This window comes from Streptomyces sp. NBC_01320, assembly GCF_035974375.1.
GTDB lineage: Bacteria > Actinomycetota > Actinomycetes > Streptomycetales > Streptomycetaceae > Streptomyces > Streptomyces yanii.
This window is the reverse complement of the sequence record NZ_CP108390.1, coordinates 3,283,291-3,299,754: the sequence shown is the minus strand read 5'-3', so window position 1 is coordinate 3,299,754 and position 16,464 is coordinate 3,283,291. Positions and strand designations below refer to the sequence as shown.

Below are 16,464 nucleotides of genomic sequence, written 5' to 3'. Positions count from 1 at the left end.
AATTCCGCCCAGCGCACGAGAACCGCAACCGCTCGAGAAAGGTGAGTCCGATGAGCAATGCCACGATCACGGTGCTTCCGGGGGACGGCGTCGGGCCTGAGGTCACCGCCCAGGCCCGTGCGGTGCTGGGCACCGTGGAGGAGAAGTACGGCCACACCTTCACGGTCCACGAGCGCCGCGTCGGCCTCGACGCCATCGAGGCCGAGGGGACGGCCATCTCGGACGACACCTTCGAGACCTGCGCCCACAGCGACGCCCTTCTGTTCGGAGCGGTCGGCAGCCTCCCGGCCGGGCAGACCCGTAGCGGCGGCCCCCGGCCCGAGCAGGCGCTCTTCCGCCTCCGCAAGGAGTTCGGGTTCTTTGCCAACCTCCGGCCGGTGCGCCCCTTCGAGTCCCTCTACGCCGCGTCCTCGCTGAAACCCGAACACCTCAAGGGCACCGACATGCTCTTCGTACGGGAACTGTCGGCCGGCCTCTACTACGGGCGCCTGGAGTCGGTACCCGGCAAGCCCAGCGAGATCCGCCGTACGGCCCGGGGAACCGAGGCCGTCGACACCCTCCTGTACACCGAGGAGGAGATCGAACGCGTGGTGCGAGCCGCGTTCGGGATCGCCGCCGGCCGCGAGCGGAAGGTCACCTCGGTCGACAAGGCGAATGTGCTCAGTTCCTCGGTCCTGTGGCGGGAGGTCGTCGAGCGGGTGGCGGCCGACCATCCCACGGTGACCTTCGAGCACATGCTGGTCGACACCTGCGCCATGCGGCTGATCAGGACGCCCGCGGACTTTGATGTCATCGTCACCGAGAACCTGTTCGGCGACATTCTCACCGACGAGGCGTCCATGCTGACGGGCTCCATCGGGATGCTGCCATCGGCCAGCCTCGGCGCCCGGCGCACCGAGTCCGGCATGTTCGGCCTCTACGAACCCGTCCATGGCTCGGCCCCGGACCTGGCCGGCCAGGACCGGGCCAATCCCGTCGGCGCGATCCTCTCCGCCGCCCTCCTCCTGCGTCACTCCCTCGGCCTGGAGCGGGAGGCCGCGGCTGTCGAGGAGGCCGTCGAGCACGTCATCCGCGAGGGGTGCCGGACGGAGGACATCGGCGAAGGGGTGCGCGCGGTCGTCGGGACCCGGGAGATGGGCCGGCGCATCGTGGACCGGCTCCGGCAGTCCTGAACTCCCGCCCGTTCCTCATGCCCTTGTGGGACGCAACGACAACTGGAGGTCGTCCGCGCATGACGTCACAGAGTTCCTCCCCGGAGGTCTCCGAAGGCCTCGCGGAGCAGCGCCTGCTCGTCCGCCGGGCCCGCGCCGAGATGGTGCGGCGCCACCGGGCCCGGCAGGCGGACACCGCGGAACCGCCCATCCGGGTCATGGCCCGCCTCGTCGACGACCTGGAACGGGAGTGCGCGGAGCGGAGGTTCGACCCGGTCGCCACCCGGCTGGAGATCGTCAACCGGACGATCGGTGATGTCAACGTCCGGCGCATCACCGAGTGCGAGGGGGACGAGGGGGGCCCCGGCGACTACCGGATGCTGGGGGACGAACTCGGCATCGCGCTGCCCGGGGAGGACATCAACGGGTACACCGCCTCGGGCAAGGGCTACGTGTGGCTGAGGGAACAGATGATGGACGCGGAGCGGCAGCTCCTCGCCTCCGGCTACGACCCGCGGATCTACGACATCCAGGGCGTGGGCAACCCGGTGCTGCGCGGCCTGCTGGCGGAGGACATGCGCGCATGGGGGGTGACGGTCTCCGCGGAGAACGTGGCTCTCGGCCTGGGCGCGACGGACTGCATCGACAAGATCCTCCGCGGCCTCGCCCACTTCGCCCGTCTCCGCTCCCGGACGCCCGGAGCGGTCCTCTTCGCGGCTCCCGGCTTCAACATGCCCGAACTGCAGGCCGTGGCCTACGGGTTCCGGCTGCACCGGGTGCACACCCGGGCCGAGGACGGCTTCAAGCTGACCGAAGAGCTCCTCGCACGGCACCTCGACGACAACCCGGACGTCGAGGTCGTCTACCTGACGGTGACGAACAACCCGACGACCTTCGCGTACACGCCCGATGAGCTCTCGGCCGTCATGGCGGTTGTACGGCGCTTCGCGCAGCGAGGGCGCCGCGTCCACGTTCTCGCCGACCTGGCTTACATCGGCACCGGCCGGCCCGCAGACGACGAGGCCCGCATGCTCAGCCTCGCCTCGGCGGCCGACGTGGCCGACCAGATGATCTACGTGAACAGCTTCTCCAAGACGTACACCCTCACCGGGGACAGGTTCGGCTGGGCCGTTTTCGGCGATCCGAAATTCTCCGTCGCGATGCGGTCGAGCTGGATGAACAGCGTGAGCTGTCTGCCAGGAGAATGGCAGCTCCGCTTCATGGCCTATCACGCGCTCTTCCGCCAGAATCCACAGATCATCGAAATGATCCGCGGCCTCTACCGGCTGCGCCGCACCCGGCTGCGCGCCCAGTTGCAGCGGTTCGACGAAGAACACCGTGTTTTCGAACGTGTCTTTGTCGACGACGACGCCACCATCTACAACTGGAGTCGGCTCAGGGCCGGTGAGGATTCCTTCTCCGTCCTGGAGAAGACCGGGATCGCCGGAATTCCCGGCTCCACCTTCGGTTATTCAGACGACTACATCCGTTTCTCCGTCGGCATTCTTCCGGTCGTGCCGGACTGACGGTAACGCGCCGGCGAGGCAGTCGAATCCCCGAGAAGGAAAGCGAGAGACCATGCACAAGGAAACGAGATCCGCGAAGACTGACATCAACAGCCTCGACGTCCCGGTCAACTTCAACTGGAACAGCGACGAGAGCCCGCTCTCGACCCTCCCCACGCGCATCCCCGGCGAGCCGCTCGCCGCTCAGGTCGCCAGGACGCAGATCTTCTCGGAGTGTCTGCGCGACGGCCTTCAGGGCATACCTGGCTACCCGACGGTTGACGACATGATGCGGTACCTGCATCTGCTCGGCGACTTCGGCATCACGTACGCCACGGTCGGCATCTACCCGGGCGAGTCCAACAGACTCAGCGCGACGATGAAGCAACTGCTCGCGCGCATGCGGGACGAACTTCCCTCCATCGTGCCCTCCGTGCTCTCCATGTGCACGGAAGAGTCCCTGCGGTGGACCGTCGAGTGCAGGGAGATCCACCCGCGCCTCGAGTCCGTCGTCTTCATGGGCAGCGCCCCCTCCCGCCGTCTCGTCCAGGGCTGGGACCTGGGGTTCATCCTGAACGGGCTGGAGACCTTCATCAAGAAGACCGTGGAGATGGGCATCCCCGTCGTCGCGGGCACCGAGCACACCACGCAGACCTCTCCCGAGGACCTGCGCGCCATCACCCGCGTCCAGGTCGAGAGCGGCGCGTACATCGTCGCCATGGCCGACACCATCGGCGTGATCCGCCCGCTCGGCACCTACCGACTGGTGCGCTTCGTCCGCGAACAGCTCGACGCTCTGGGCGTACCCGAGATGCAGGTGGACTGGCACGGCCACCGCGACACCGGGAACGCCCTGGGCAACGCGATGGCGGCGGTCGCGGCAGGCGCCAGTCGCATCCACGTGGTGTCGCGCGGTGTCGGCGAGCGCTCCGGCAACGCCTCGCTGGAGGAGGTCGTGCTGAATTTCGCCGCCATCGAGGAGGAGGCCGGCCTGCCCGTCTCGTGGGACATGTCGCAGTTGCTCCGGCTGATCACGTTCTACCAGGAGATGGTCGGCGTCGCCCCGCCGGAGCACGGAGTGCTCGGGAAGCGCTACAGCCACACCTCCTCGGGCATCCACACGGCCGCGATCCTCAAGGCCCACCACCTGGCCGACCGAGCCAGGGAGGCGGGGAACGCGGAGCTGGAGGGCGCGCTGCGGGAGATGTCCCGCACCGTGTACTCCGCGGTCGACCCGGCCGCCGTCGGCGGGGTCCCCTCCGTGGCCGTCAGCCCATGGAGCGGCGCGAGCTCGGTGAAGCTCGCCTGCATGCTGAGCGGGCGCGATCCCCGGGAGCTCTCCCCGGAGATGGTCGATGGCCTGCTGGCCCGCGCCAACGAGCTGGGCCGCGAGCTGACCCCTGAGGAGCTCGAAGAGGGCTTCGCGGACCTGCACGCGCCGCACGGAGCCTGAGCGTCCCTTCTTCCCGAGACGACATGCACCCCTGACGACATGCACCCCTGAGGAGAGAACCGCACGATGCCACAGACGATGTTCGAGAAGATCTGGGACGCGCACGTGGTGCGTGACGAGCCCGGAGAGATACCGATGGTGTACATCGACCGGCATCTCACGCACGAGGCGACTTCACCGCAGGCATTCGCCGGGCTGCGGGAGCGCGACCTTCCGGTGCACCGCCCGGACAGCGTGGTCGCGGTGATCGACCACAACGTCCCCACCATGCCGGGCCGCCGCCTGATCGACGTGGTCGACAGCCAGAGCGTCATGTGCATCGAGACGATGGAGGACAACGCCCGCGAGTTCGGCGTCAGGCTCCTCGGCATGAACGACGCCGACCAGGGGATCGTGCACGTCGTCGGCCCGGAGCTGGGCCTCTCGCTGCCCGGCATGACGGTGGTGTGCGGGGACTCCCACACCTCCACGCACGGCGCCCTCGGTATCTTCGCGGTGGGCATCGGCACCAGCGAGGTGGAGCACGTCCTGGCCACCCAGTGCCTGCTGCAGCAGAAGCCCCGCACGATGAACATCAGCATCGACGGGACGCCGGCCCCCGGCGTGACAGCCAAGGACATCGCCCTGTTCGTGATCCGCCGACTCGGCACGGACGCCGGCACCAACCACGTCATCGAGTTCAGCGGCTCCGCGGTCCGGTCCCTGACGGTCGAGGGCCGCATGACGCTCTGCAACATGGCGATCGAAGCGGGCGCGCGGGCCGGCATGGTCGCACCCGACGACGTGACCGTCGAGTACGTCCGCGGACGCCGCTTCGCACCCTCCGGGGAACTCTTCGAGCGTGCAGCGGAGCAGTGGAAGCAGCTCGCCGGCGACCCGGGCGCCCGCTTCGATGCGGAACACCACCTGGACGTCGGCGACCTGGTCCCGCAGGTCACCTGGGGAACGGACCCCGGCATGGTCGTCGATGTCACCGGAACCGTGCCCGACCCGGCCGCCGAGAGCGACCCGGTGACCCGGGCGGGAATGGAACGCGCCCTGGAGTACATGGGCCTGGAACCCGGTCAGCGCGTCCAGGACATCGCGGTCGACACCGTCTTCATCGGCTCGTGCACCAACTCGCGGCTGGAGGACCTACGCCTGGCGGCCCAGTACGTCGTCGGCCGGCGGGTCGCGGCCGGCACGCGCGCCATCGTCGTCCCCGGCTCGATGAGCGTGCGCCGCCAGGCCGAGGACGAGGGTCTGGCGGAGATCTTCCGCGAGGCGGGCTTCGAGTGGCGGGAGGCCGGATGCAGCATGTGCATCGCCATGAACGGGGACCGTCTCTCCGCCGGAGAGCGCTGCGCCTCGACCAGCAACCGCAACTTCGAGGGACGCCAGGGCCGCGGCGGCCGCACCCACCTGGTCAGCCCGGTGACGGCGGCTGCCGCCGCAATCACCGGCCGCTTCGCCGATGTCCGTGACCTCTAATGCCCCTTGCCGGTCGCGGCACTGGACAGACACGCAGAGAAAGGATCTCCGTGGAGAAATTCATCACGTATGAGGGCACCGCGGTGCCGCTCATGCGGTCCAACGTCAACACGGACGACATCGTCCCCGCCCGCTTCCTGAAGTCGATCCGTCGTACCGGCTTCGCCGACCACCTGTTCGCGAACTGGCGTTACCTCGAGGACGGCCGCACGCCCGACCCGGAGTTCGTCCTCAACCAGCCCGGTCACGAGGACGCCGGCATCCTGATCGCGGGCGAGAACTTCGGCTGCGGCTCCTCCCGCGAGCACGCGCCCTGGTCGCTGCGGGAGTACGGATTCCGCTGCATCATCGCCCCGAGCTTCGCGGACATCTTCCACAACAACTGCTTCAACAGCAGCATCCTCCCGGTCGCCCTGGAACCGTCGGAGGTCGATGCGATCTGCACTGCCCTGGCGAGCGCCACATCGCCGACCCTGCACGTCGACCTCCCGGCCCAGACCGTGACGACCGCCGACGGCCAGGTCTTCCGCTTCGAGATCGACCCCTTCAAGAAGAACTCGATGATGGAGGGCCTCGACAACGTCGGATGGTCCCTCTCCCACAAGGACGAGATTCTCGCCTACGAGTTGCGCCGCCGGCAGGAGGCGCCCTGGCTCTTCGCCTAGACAGCGCCGCCGTGCGACGAACCGTTCCCGACAGCAGAGACGGAAGAGCAATGGAAGAAACCCACATGAAGGTGCTCGTCAACGACGAGGACCAGTACTCCCTGTGGCCGACGTACCTCGACGTTCCCTCCGGATGGAGGGAGACGGAGAAGGTCGGCTCGAAGGAGGAGTGCCTTGCCTACGTGAAGGAAGTCTGGGTCGACATGCGCCCCAGGAGTCTGCGTCGGCAGATGGAGGAGACGGCCGGCTAGCCGGCTGGATCACCGCGCTCGTCAAAAAGCCCGTAGCAGTCATGGAGGAGTCATTCATGGACGAACTCGTCGAGCGTCTCTCCAAGGAGGGGCAGAAAGTCGTCGTCGGCGGCCCGTCGCCCTCCCTGGAGGAGTTTCAGCGACGCCTCACCGAGATGGGGTACGTCTTCGTCAAATTCCCCGATTCCGGCGGGACCACGGACCTCGGGGTACGCGTCGACGAGGCGGCCACCGACCTCGGCGGCGCCGACTTCGCGAAGGGCACCGGCAGTGTGCATGTGGAAGGGACACTGACGCTCAACTACGTACAGGTCCGCTGCCTGGCCGACATCGACCTGACGTCGCTCAGCGGCAGCGGACACTTGGTGGCGCTCGTGCCGTGATTCCCGGCGGCCCGTGGCCTGGGTGAAGCGGGTCCTCGCACGGCGGTCGAGCGCACGACATGCTCGCCCGCCGCACCGAGGGCCCGCCGCCTGCTGCGGCGCCACGGTTCGTGACTTCGGACCCGCGAGAGCCTCGATGTCCTTGGAGCCGGGGAGGACGTGGTGGGGACGGTCACTTCATGCCGGAGGCGGGCCGACGATGCGCGAGAACCGCCCGATTGACCATGACAGCTACATACGGATCATGCCACCCACCAGCGTCAACACCTCACCGGTTATCACGCACCAACTCGTAGGAACCGCCCCGCTCGTACAACGCGTCCCTCAACTTCACCAGGTACATCAACAGCGTCTATTCTCACCGAGTTACGCCGTTGACCAGGCGGGAAGAGCGGGAGAGTCACACCATCATGAGCGGTACGAACGGGGACGGACGCGACGGGCGGGACGACAGCGTCGACGGGGGCATCAAGCCGCTCGCGGTGGGCGATCCCGCGCGCATCGGGCCGTATCTGCTGCTCGGGCGGCTCGGCGCCGGTGGCATGGGGCGGGTGTTCCTCGCGCGGTCGGACAGCGGGCGGACCGTAGCCGTGAAGGTGGTGCACGAAGAGCACGTGTCCGACGAGCAGTTCAGGGCGCGGTTCCGGCGGGAGATCGAGGCGGCGCGGAGGGTCGGTGAGCGGTACACGGCGCCGGTGCTCGACGCGGGTCCGGGCGACGAACCGCCGTGGGTCGCCACGGGGTACGTTCCCGGGCTCTCGCTTGAGCAAGTCGTCCGGCTGTATGGGCCGTTGCCGGCCGCGTCCCTGCACTTCCTCGCCGACGGGTTACTGAAGGCACTCAAGGATATTCACGGCGCCGGGATCGTGCACCGCGACCTGAAGCCGTCCAACGTGATGCTCACCGTGGACGGCACGAAGGTCATCGACTTCGGGATCGCGCGGGCGCTCGAGACGTCCGTCGAGTCCATGTTGACCAGTACGGGGATGGCCATCGGCTCACCCGGGTTCATGTCGCCGGAGCAGGTGCGCGGGCAGCGCGCGGGGGTCAAGAGCGACGTGTTCACCCTCGGGTGCGTGCTGACGTATGCGGCGACGGGACAGCTGCCGTTCGGGCAGGGGGCAAGCAATCAGCACGCGGTGATGTTCCAGATCGTGGAGGGTGAGCCCGACCTGACGCGTGTCGAGGACGCCGCGCTGCGGGCGCTCATCGCCCGGTGCCTCACGAAAGGCATCGATCAACGGCCGGACGTCGACGAGCTGTTGGAGGACCCGGAGCGGCCGCGTCCCCGCGCCGCGCGCGGTGCCTGGCTGCCTGCCGGCGTCGTCGCGCACCTCGCGCAGCAGTCCGCACGGCTGCTCGACGCCGAGGCGGCGCCGCTGCGGGAGGAGCCCGTGGACCTGGCGACTGTCGGGCTGCGGCCGAAGGGCGGGCCTCCCGAAGTCGTCCCGGCGGACAACGACACCACGACGCGACGGCGGGAGCACGAACGGCGGCCCCGCCGGCGCCACAGGCTCATCGTTCTGCCCATCGTTGCCGTCATCACCGTCGGCGGCGGCACGGTCGTCCTGCTCCAGCCCTTCGGGGGCGGCGGCGGGGAAGGAGCGCATGCCCAGTCACCGGGCAGCAGCGCGAGTGCCACTCCTGGTGGTAGCAACTCGCCGAGTGCGCCCAGCAGTTCACCTTCCAAGGGGGAAAAAGGGAAGGGCAGGGGCGACGGCAAGGGTGAGGACGGCGAGAAGGGGCAGGGCGCGGAGAAGAGGCCGGGTGAGCCGAACGCCCAGGTGAGCGGCGACAGTTCATCCGATGTCACCAGCAGCTCCGACAGCGGCGGCACCGGAACCAGCGGCGGGTCCGGCTCTACGGGGTCGTCTGGCTCTTCGGGCTCGGACGGCGGCGATTCGTCCGCCTCCGGCGGCTCGTCCTCCGGCTCGCGGCCGCCCGCCATGAAGAGCTACAAGGCCGCGTACACCAACTCCTGTGTTGGCGCGTGCGACATGCCGATCAAGGTGAGCTGGTCGGCGATCTCCCGAGCGACCAGGTACGACATCCACTACACCAACAAGGGCAGCAACTTCACCAAGAAGAACGTCGATGCCACCTACTCAACCGGCAGCACCAGCTACACGATCAAGGGTCCGTACTCCGGTGACGAGATCTGCGTCACGGTGCGCGCGGCCAACAAGTACGGCGCCTCTGCCTGGGCGGAGACCTTGTGTGACACGGTGCCCTACTGACTGATCGTTTCATGATGAGGTTCGGAGTCGTCTCAAGCAGATGATGCTGCAGGCGAGTTGGAACAGGCCGCGATGAAGGTCGGAGCGACTCCCGTAGCGGATCCGGAGCCGCTCGAACCGGTGGAGCCATGCGGTTGGGTCGGCCGCGCGGCGAGGTGCCTGCCGGAGCAGGTCCTGTTCCGCGCAGCCTCCCGCCGAACCGGACATGACGGTTTCCCGATCAACCGGCTCTCCAGTGATCATTTTCATGCCGGAGGCGGAGAAGAAGGGGCGCAGGGCGATTGATAGCCTGCCGGGGGAGCGCACGGAAGAGGGTTCTTGCCCGGACTCCCCGGATTCTCCCCAGGACCGGTCCTGAGCGCCAAGTGGACTGGCCGAGGCCCGGAACAGCGAGGTGAGAGGCCGTATGTTCACGACCCGTCCTACCCTCCAGGGCACCTTCGGCATGGTGTCCTCCACCCACTGGCTGGCCTCGCAGTCCGCGATGGCCGTTCTGGAGGACGGCGGCAACGCCTATGACGCGGTCGTCGCCGCCGGATTCGTCCTGCACGTCGTCGAACCGCACCTCAACGGCCCGGCCGGTGAAGTGCCGATGATCCTGGCGCCCAAGGACGGCGAGGTGCAGGTGCTCTGCGGTCAGGGCCCGGCCCCGGCGGGCGCCACCGTCGCCCACTACCGCTGCCTCGGTCTCGACCTCGTCCCCGGTACCGGACCGCTCGCCGCCGCGGTCCCCGGCGCGTTCGACGCCTGGATGCTGCTGCTGCGCGACCACGGCACCAAGTCGGTCGCCGAGGTGCTGCGGTACGCGATCGGATATGCCGAGGACGGTCACGCACCCGTCGAGCGGATCGGTCGGACCGTCGAGACCGTCCGCGAGCTCTTCGAGACCGAGTGGCAGTCGTCCGCCGACGTCTATCTCCCCGGCGGCAAGTCCCCGAAGCCGGGAGAGCTGTTCCGCAACCCCGTACTGGCTGCGACCTGGCGCTGCCTGATCGCCGAGGCCGAGGAGACCGGCGGCGACGACCGCACCGCCCAGATCGATGCCGCGCGGAAGATCTGGAGCGCGGGCTTCATAGCCGAGGCCCTGGTCCGCCAGGCCGCCCGGCCCACCATGGACACCAGCGGCGCCCGCCACACCGGCACCCTGACCGCCGCCGACCTGGCCGGCTGGTCCGCGTCGTACGAGGCGCCCGCCACGTACGACTGGAACGGCTGGACGCTCGCCAAGGCCGGCGGCTGGAGCCAGGGCCCCGCCTTCCTGCAGCAGCTCGCCCTGCTCCCCGCCGAGCTTCCGCGGTACGGCTCCGCGGAGTATGTGCACCTGCTCATCGAGGGCTGCAAGCTCGCCATGGCCGACCGCGAGGCCTGGTACGGCGACGCCGCCGAGATCCCCCTCGACACCCTGCTCTCGGAGCCGTACAACGCCGAGCGGCGCGCGCTCATCACCGACGAGGCATCGTACGAGCTGCGCCCCGGCAGCCCCGGGGGCCGCACCCCCGTCCTCAGCGGCCACGCGCACGCCGTCGCCGCGGGCGAGGCGGGCTTCGACGCCTTGGGTATCCCGGCTGCGGGCGTCGGCGAGCCGACCGTCGCCAAGTGCGGCGCCGCTGCCGGTGAGCCAAGCGTCGCAGCGGACGGCGCGACCCGGGGCGACACCTGCCACATCGACGTCGTCGACCGCTGGGGCAACATGGTCTCCGCCACGCCCAGCGGCGGCTGGCTGCAGTCCAACCCGGTTGTGCCGGAACTCGGCTTCCCGCTCGGCACCCGTCTCCAGATGGCGTGGCTCGACGAGGGCCTGCCGAACTCCCTCACCCCCGGCCGCCGCCCCCGCACCACCCTCACCCCGTCCCTCGCCCTGCGCGACGGCGTCCCGGTGATGGCGTTCGGCACGCCCGGCGGCGATCAGCAGGACCAGTGGCAGCTGCACTTCTTCCTCGCCGTCGCCCTGCGGGCCGAGGCACGCGGCGGACTCGACCTGCAGGGCGCCATCGACGCCCCGAACTGGCACAACGACAGCTTCCCCGGCTCGTTCTTCCCGCGCGGCATGCGGCCCGGCAGCGTCACCGTCGAGGAGCGCATGGACCCGGAGGTCGTCGAGGAGCTCCGCCGCCGAGGCCATGACGTCACCGTGGGCGACCCGTGGTCGGAAGGGCGGCTGTGCGCCGTCGCCCGCGACCCGGAGACCGGAGTGCTCTCCGCCGCCGCCAACCCGCGCGGCATGCAGGGGTACGCCGTAGGCCGCTGACCGGCCACCTTCACGTCATGACCAGGTCGTCAGGGACCGGGAGGACCGTGCTTAGCTGGAGCCATGATCGATGACTTCCTTGCCGGGGACCTGACCGAGGTCGAGGAGGCGGTCCGCGCAGCGGCCGCCGCCGAGATCATGCCGCGCTACCGGCAGCTCGCCGCACACGAGATTGTCGAGAAGAGCGGCCCGCACGATCTCGTCACCACCGCCGACCGCCTTGCCGAGGAACACCTCACCGCGTCGCTGACACGACTGCTTCCCGGTTCGGTGGTCGTCGGCGAGGAGGCGGTCCACGCCGATCCGAAGGTGTACGACGCCCTGGACGGCGACGCACCGGTCTGGATCGTCGATCCGGTCGACGGGACCCGCCAGTTCGTCCGCGGCGAGCCCGGCTTCTGCACCCTCGTCGCCCTCGCCCACCGCGGCGAGCTCCTTGCCTCCTGGACGTACGCCGCGGCACTGAACGAGATGGCGATCGCGGTACGCGGCCGGGGAGCCGTGCTGAACGGTGTGCCGATACGCTCCGGATCGCCCGTGCCCGGCGCCGCACTCGAAGTCGCGATGTCGCACCCCGACTACACCACCGACGCCCAGAAGCGGGCGCTGCTCGGCCTGTTCGTCGAAGGCATCCACGCCCGTCCGTGCGGCTCCGCGGGCCTCGAATACCTGGCCGTCGCCCGCGGCGACCAGGACGCGGTCGCCTTCAACTGGGAGTACGCCTGGGACCACGCGGCGGGCCTGCTCCTGGTCACCGAGGCGGGCGGGGCCCAGGCCACGCTCTCGGGTGCCCCGTTCCGTATCGCCGGGGGCAACGACCTGCCCTTCACGGCCGCCCGCGACAAGGCGACGGCCGAACGCATCCTGGTGGCGCTGCGTGCCGCGGGCTGACCGTCCCGACGGTCCAGGTCAGGCGATGAGCGCGCGGGTCACCGCGGCGAGCCGGGCCCGGGCCGCCGGGTCGTACGCCTGCTCATGGGCCCTGGTGTCCGTGAACCGGTCGAAGTACCGCCCGGTGACGGTGGCCAGAGCAGGATCGGTGATCAGCCGCACGACGGGCCGTACGCCCTCGTCGACCGGGACGGCGGGCGTGAACCCGTACTCACGCACCGCCCGGGTGTCCATCAGGTGCGCCGGGTGCAGGGCGTTGACGGTGACACCGGTGCCCGCACCCTCGGCCGCCAGGTCGAAGGTCGACATGATCATCGCGAGCTTGCTGCGGCAGTACGCGTCGAGCCCCTCGTAGTCACGCTCCACCATGACGTCATCGAAGTCGACAGGCGCCTGCCCCATCGAGGCCACATTGACCACCCGCGCGGGTGCGGACGCGGTCAGCAGAGGCAGCAGCTCACGGGTCAGCAGATACGGCGCCACATGGTTCACCGCGAACCGCAGCTCGTACCCCTGCCGGCTCACCTCGCGCCGGTCCGGGGTGGCCCCGCCGCCGACTGCCGCGTTGTTGACCAGGACGTCGAGCCGGGGTTCGGTGTCGAGGATCCGGGCGGCCATGGCCCGGACCTGATCGAGATCGGCAAGATCGGCGAGCTGGGTCCGTACCTCCGTGCCCGGCGCCGCCGACCGTACTTCCGCGGCGACGTCGTCCAGCCGCCCGCCGTCCCGCCCATGCAGCAACAGGGTCGCGGCGGCTCCCCGGACGGCGAGATCGAGGACGAGATGGCGACCGAGCCCCTGAGTGGCACCGGTGACAAGGATCGTGCCGCCGAGCGCTGAGTCCGGCAAAGAGATATCCATGGGCTGAGTTATATCAAGACCTTGATACATCTTCCATGTTTGACAGAAGTCCGTGGCTGTACGCTCACCGGCATGGGAATGACCGCCGACGAACGCCTCGGCGCGGACATCAAGCGCGCAGAGCAGGCCCTCATGACGGCCAAGAGTGCCGCGCTCAAAGGGGCGGACCTCACGGTCGCGCAGTACGCGGCGCTGTTCGCCCTCGCCGACAACCCCGGTATATCGGGGGCCGCGCTGGCGCGCGCCTGTCTGGTCACCCCGCAGGCGATGGCAGCGGTACTGAAACACCTCGAAGAACGGGGTCTGGTGGCCCGATCGGCACACCGGTGGCATCAGAAGATGCTGGAGACCCGGCTCACCGAAGCGGGCCGGGAAGCGCTGCAACTCGCCGACGAGCAGGCAGTACGGATCGAACGCCGGCTTGCCGACGCGTTCACCCCGGAGGAACGCGACGCCCTGCGCGACCTGCTCGCACGCTGCGTCACCGCCATCCGGAACGACTGAGCGGCAGCGGCTACGCCACCCGGTGCAGCACCAGGCAGAACGGGTGCCCGGCCGGATCGGCATAGATACGCCACGGCCGCTCCGCCCGCTCCGCGTCCGCCGCCCCGGTCCCGCTCGTGCTCCCGTCGTCGAGCACGGTCGCGCCCGCCGCGACGACCTCCGTCTGCGCCGCGTCCAGATCCGGCACACCGAAGTCCAGATGGAACTGCTGGGGCCGCGCGGGGTCCGGCCACTGCGGCGGCCGGTGGTCCGCCACCCGCTGGAACGCCAGGACGAGACCGGCGTCGGTGTGCAGCGTCGCCCAGTTCTCGTCGAGCGACCACCGCCGGTCCGGCTCGTTGACCCGGCCGCCGAGGACCGACCGGTAGAACTCGGCCAGGCGTACGGGATCGGGGCAGTCGAGTACCACGCACTGAAGTTCGGCGATCATGCCGGGATCCTAAACCGGGCCCGGTGCCCTGCAGAGACCCTTTTCACCCGACCACCGCCCGCACGTCGCGCACCACGGACGCAGCCGTCTCCACCGCGGCCGTGTCCAGGCCGCGCAGCGCCCCACCGACCCGCTCGGTGAAGCCCGTCGGAGTCTCCGGCAGCAGCGCGGCCGCAGCCAGTGCCCCCTTCTCGTTCAGACACCAGGTGCGGTGGTGGGCGTGGAGAGTCTGCGCCAGAATGCCGAACGCCCGCGACAGGCAGAGCGCGACATGGAGCGTGTCCCCGGAGGACGCCGACTTGCGTGCCGCCGCGACGGAGAAGTCCGCCTCCCACGCGGCGTCGCAGAGCGCCCTGCGCAGGGGCTCCGGATAGTCGCGCGTCTGCTGCTGAAGTTCCGTCAATTCGCCGTAGGGGTCGGCCAGTACGCGACCCAGGGCGACCTCGCCCGGATAACAGGGCGACCAGAAACCCAGTGGATGGCCGGGCTGGACGCCCACCTCGAAGCGGCCCTCGCGGCAGTCGGACCAGACGCTCTCGACCCGGTCCAGATCGCGCAGGATCCAGTCCACCGCCGTGCCGTCCACCCGCAGCCAGGCGCCGCCGTTGACCCAGGGACCCCAGCCGCCCGGGCCGGCCACCTCCACCCGGGAGCCCTGCGCCTGAGAGGCGAGTGCGGTGAGGGCGACCAGGTCGAGTGTCCCGCGGTAGTAGACGCCCAGATCCCAGTCGGAGTCCGGGCGATGCGTGGAGCGGGCACGGCTGCCGCCGAGGGCGACGGCCCGGACGCCGGGCACCGCGGCCAGCCGGGCCGCCATGTCGGCGACCATCGATGCGCGCACTCGTTCTGCTGCCGATTCCGTATTCATCGGCCCGGACGGTACCCGCGGTCCGGCTGTCGGCGCAGCGGAATATCCTGGAGTTTCTTGCCATCGGCTGACGAAGGAGTCCGAAGGTGCCATCGATGCTCGATGCCGTCGTCGTGGGGGCGGGCCCCAACGGACTGACCGCCGCAGCCGAACTGGCCCGCCGGGGCTTCTCCGTTGAGGTGTTCGAGGCGCAGGAGGCGGTCGGGGGCGGTGCCCGTACCGAGGAGCTCACACTCCCCGGCTTCCGTCACGACCCGTGTTCCGCCGTTCACCCGCTCGGCATCGGCTCGCCCGCGTTCGCCGGGATGCCGCTCGCCCGGCACGGCCTGGAGTGGCTCCAGCCCGAGCTGTCGCTCGCTCACCCCTTCCCGGACGGCTCGGCCGCCGTGCTCACCGGTTCGGTGGGGGAGAGCGCCATGTCGCTCGGACCGCAGGACGCGGGGGCATACCGCAGGCTGCTCGCCCCGTACCTCGGGCACTGGGACACGCTCGCGGAGGACTTCCTGCGTACCCCGTGGATCGGGCTGCCGCGCGACCCGTACCGCTGGGTGCGGTTCGGGCTGGACGCGATCCAGCCCGCCACACTTCTCGCCCGCAGGTTCCGGGGCGCGAAGGCGCGCGGCCTGTTCGCCGGACTCGCCGCCCACGCCATAGCCCCCACCAGCGGCCTTGCGACCGGCGGCATCGCGCTGCTCTTCGCCGTCGCGGCCCACGAGAACGGCTGGCCGGTGCCGCGCGGCGGCTCACAGGCCATCTCCGACGCCCTCGCCTCGTACGTGCGTGAACTGGGCGGCACGATCCGTACCGGCATGGAGGTCAAACGCCTCGACGAGCTCCCGCCCGCCCGCGCCTATGTCTTCGACACCTCGCCGACCGCCCTCGCGCGGATCGCCGGACTGGGCCAGGCCTACCGCGGCTACCGGTACGGCGCCTCCTGCTTCAAGATCGACTATGCGCTGTCGGGCCCCGTCCCCTGGACCGCGAAGGAGGCCCGTCGGGCCGGCACGGTCCATATCGGGCCCACGGCGGGCGAGATCGACAGCGCGATGAGGGCGGCCGTAGCGGGCCGCGACCCGAGCGTGCCGTTCCTGATCACCGCACAGCCCAGCCTGGTCGACCCGTCCCGCGCACCCGAGGGCCGTCATGTCTTCTGGGTGTACGGACATGTCCCGGCGGGCTGGGAGGGCGATGCCACGGAGGTCATCGAGAGGCAGCTGGAGCGGTTCGCCCCCGGCTTCCGCGATCTGGTGCTCGCCCGCGCCGTCGCGGGCCCGCCGCAACTCGCCGCGCGCAACGCCAATTACGTCGGCGGTGACATCGCGTGCGGCGCGTTCGCCGGTCTGCAGACGGTGATCCGGCCCAAGCTCGCCCGCGTGCCGTATGCGACGGCGCACCCGGCGGTGTTCCTGTGCTCGTCGGCCACGCCTCCCGGGCCCGGGGTGCACGGCATGTCCGGTCACCATGCGGCGAAGGCGGTCTGGCGGAGGCTGCGCGCCTCCTGAGGGCGGGCCGACAGGATGAGTTGACTGTGACGCGCCGCCACCCCC

Annotated in this window: 15 protein-coding genes; 12 read left to right on the top strand and 3 right to left on the bottom strand. The window is 69.9% G+C overall.

The features are described 5' to 3' along the window. The first annotated feature begins 50 nt into the window (after positions 1-50). The 10 genes from leuB to OG395_RS15235 all read left to right on the top strand — a co-directional run bounded on the left by leuB (position 51) and on the right by OG395_RS15235 (position 12,254). Positions 51-1,172: a 3-isopropylmalate dehydrogenase gene (leuB, locus tag OG395_RS15285; protein WP_327243431.1), complete on the top strand. Its 1,122-nt coding sequence runs from the start codon at positions 51-53 to the stop codon at positions 1,170-1,172. 59 nt (positions 1,173-1,231) lie between these two features. Beyond that, complete coding sequence (locus OG395_RS15280) at positions 1,232-2,677, top strand: pyridoxal phosphate-dependent aminotransferase (RefSeq protein ID WP_327243430.1); 1,446 nt, start codon at positions 1,232-1,234, stop codon at positions 2,675-2,677. Positions 2,678-2,729: 52 nt separating this feature from the next. Next, entirely contained in the window at positions 2,730-4,109 is a 1,380-nt protein-coding gene (locus OG395_RS15275; RefSeq protein WP_327243429.1) for a hypothetical protein, read from the top strand. Positions 4,110-4,175: 66 nt separating this feature from the next. Beyond that, positions 4,176-5,579, top strand: coding sequence for a 3-isopropylmalate dehydratase large subunit (gene leuC / locus OG395_RS15270; protein WP_327243428.1), 1,404 nt, complete (start codon positions 4,176-4,178; stop codon positions 5,577-5,579). A 50-nt stretch (positions 5,580-5,629) separates the two neighbouring features. Then, entirely contained in the window at positions 5,630-6,244 is a 615-nt protein-coding gene (gene leuD, locus OG395_RS15265) for a 3-isopropylmalate dehydratase small subunit (protein WP_327243427.1), read from the top strand. A gap of 50 nt (positions 6,245-6,294) precedes the next feature. Beyond that, complete coding sequence (locus OG395_RS15260; protein WP_327243426.1) at positions 6,295-6,495, top strand: MbtH family protein; 201 nt, start codon at positions 6,295-6,297, stop codon at positions 6,493-6,495. Between the two features lie 56 nt (positions 6,496-6,551). Then, a complete protein-coding gene (locus OG395_RS15255; protein ID WP_327243425.1) occupies positions 6,552-6,878 on the top strand; it encodes a hypothetical protein in 327 nt (108 codons plus the stop codon). Between the two features lie 410 nt (positions 6,879-7,288). Next, entirely contained in the window at positions 7,289-9,115 is a 1,827-nt protein-coding gene (locus OG395_RS15250; protein ID WP_327243424.1) for a protein kinase domain-containing protein, read from the top strand. 406 nt (positions 9,116-9,521) lie between these two features. Beyond that, positions 9,522-11,363 (top strand): gamma-glutamyltransferase family protein, encoded by a 1,842-nt coding sequence (locus OG395_RS15240; protein WP_327243423.1) that lies wholly within the window; start codon positions 9,522-9,524, stop codon positions 11,361-11,363. A 63-nt stretch (positions 11,364-11,426) separates the two neighbouring features. Then, the gene (locus tag OG395_RS15235; protein WP_327243422.1) at positions 11,427-12,254 is read left to right on the top strand and encodes an inositol monophosphatase family protein; all 828 of its coding nucleotides are present in this window, start codon (positions 11,427-11,429) and stop codon (positions 12,252-12,254) included. Positions 12,255-12,272: 18 nt separating this feature from the next. On the opposite strand, the gene OG395_RS15230 is transcribed toward OG395_RS15235, so the two are convergent. Then, entirely contained in the window at positions 12,273-13,115 is an 843-nt protein-coding gene (locus OG395_RS15230) for an SDR family NAD(P)-dependent oxidoreductase (protein ID WP_327243421.1), read from the bottom strand. Positions 13,116-13,187: 72 nt separating this feature from the next. On the opposite strand from OG395_RS15230, the gene OG395_RS15225 reads away from it, so the two are divergent. Further along, complete coding sequence (locus OG395_RS15225; protein ID WP_327243420.1) at positions 13,188-13,619, top strand: MarR family winged helix-turn-helix transcriptional regulator; 432 nt, start codon at positions 13,188-13,190, stop codon at positions 13,617-13,619. 10 nt (positions 13,620-13,629) lie between these two features. Here OG395_RS15225 and OG395_RS15220 read toward each other — a convergent pair whose 3' ends face one another. Both OG395_RS15220 and OG395_RS15215 read right to left on the bottom strand, forming a co-directional pair. Continuing rightward, entirely contained in the window at positions 13,630-14,049 is a 420-nt protein-coding gene (locus tag OG395_RS15220; RefSeq protein ID WP_327243419.1) for a VOC family protein, read from the bottom strand. Between the two features lie 43 nt (positions 14,050-14,092). Further along, on the bottom strand, positions 14,093-14,917 hold the full coding sequence (locus tag OG395_RS15215; RefSeq protein WP_327243418.1) for a nucleotidyltransferase family protein: 825 nt from the start codon (positions 14,915-14,917) through the stop codon (positions 14,093-14,095). Between the two features lie 86 nt (positions 14,918-15,003). On the opposite strand from OG395_RS15215, the gene OG395_RS15210 reads away from it, so the two are divergent. Continuing rightward, positions 15,004-16,419, top strand: coding sequence for a phytoene desaturase family protein (locus OG395_RS15210; protein ID WP_327243417.1), 1,416 nt, complete (start codon positions 15,004-15,006; stop codon positions 16,417-16,419). Positions 16,420-16,464 lie beyond the last annotated feature (45 nt).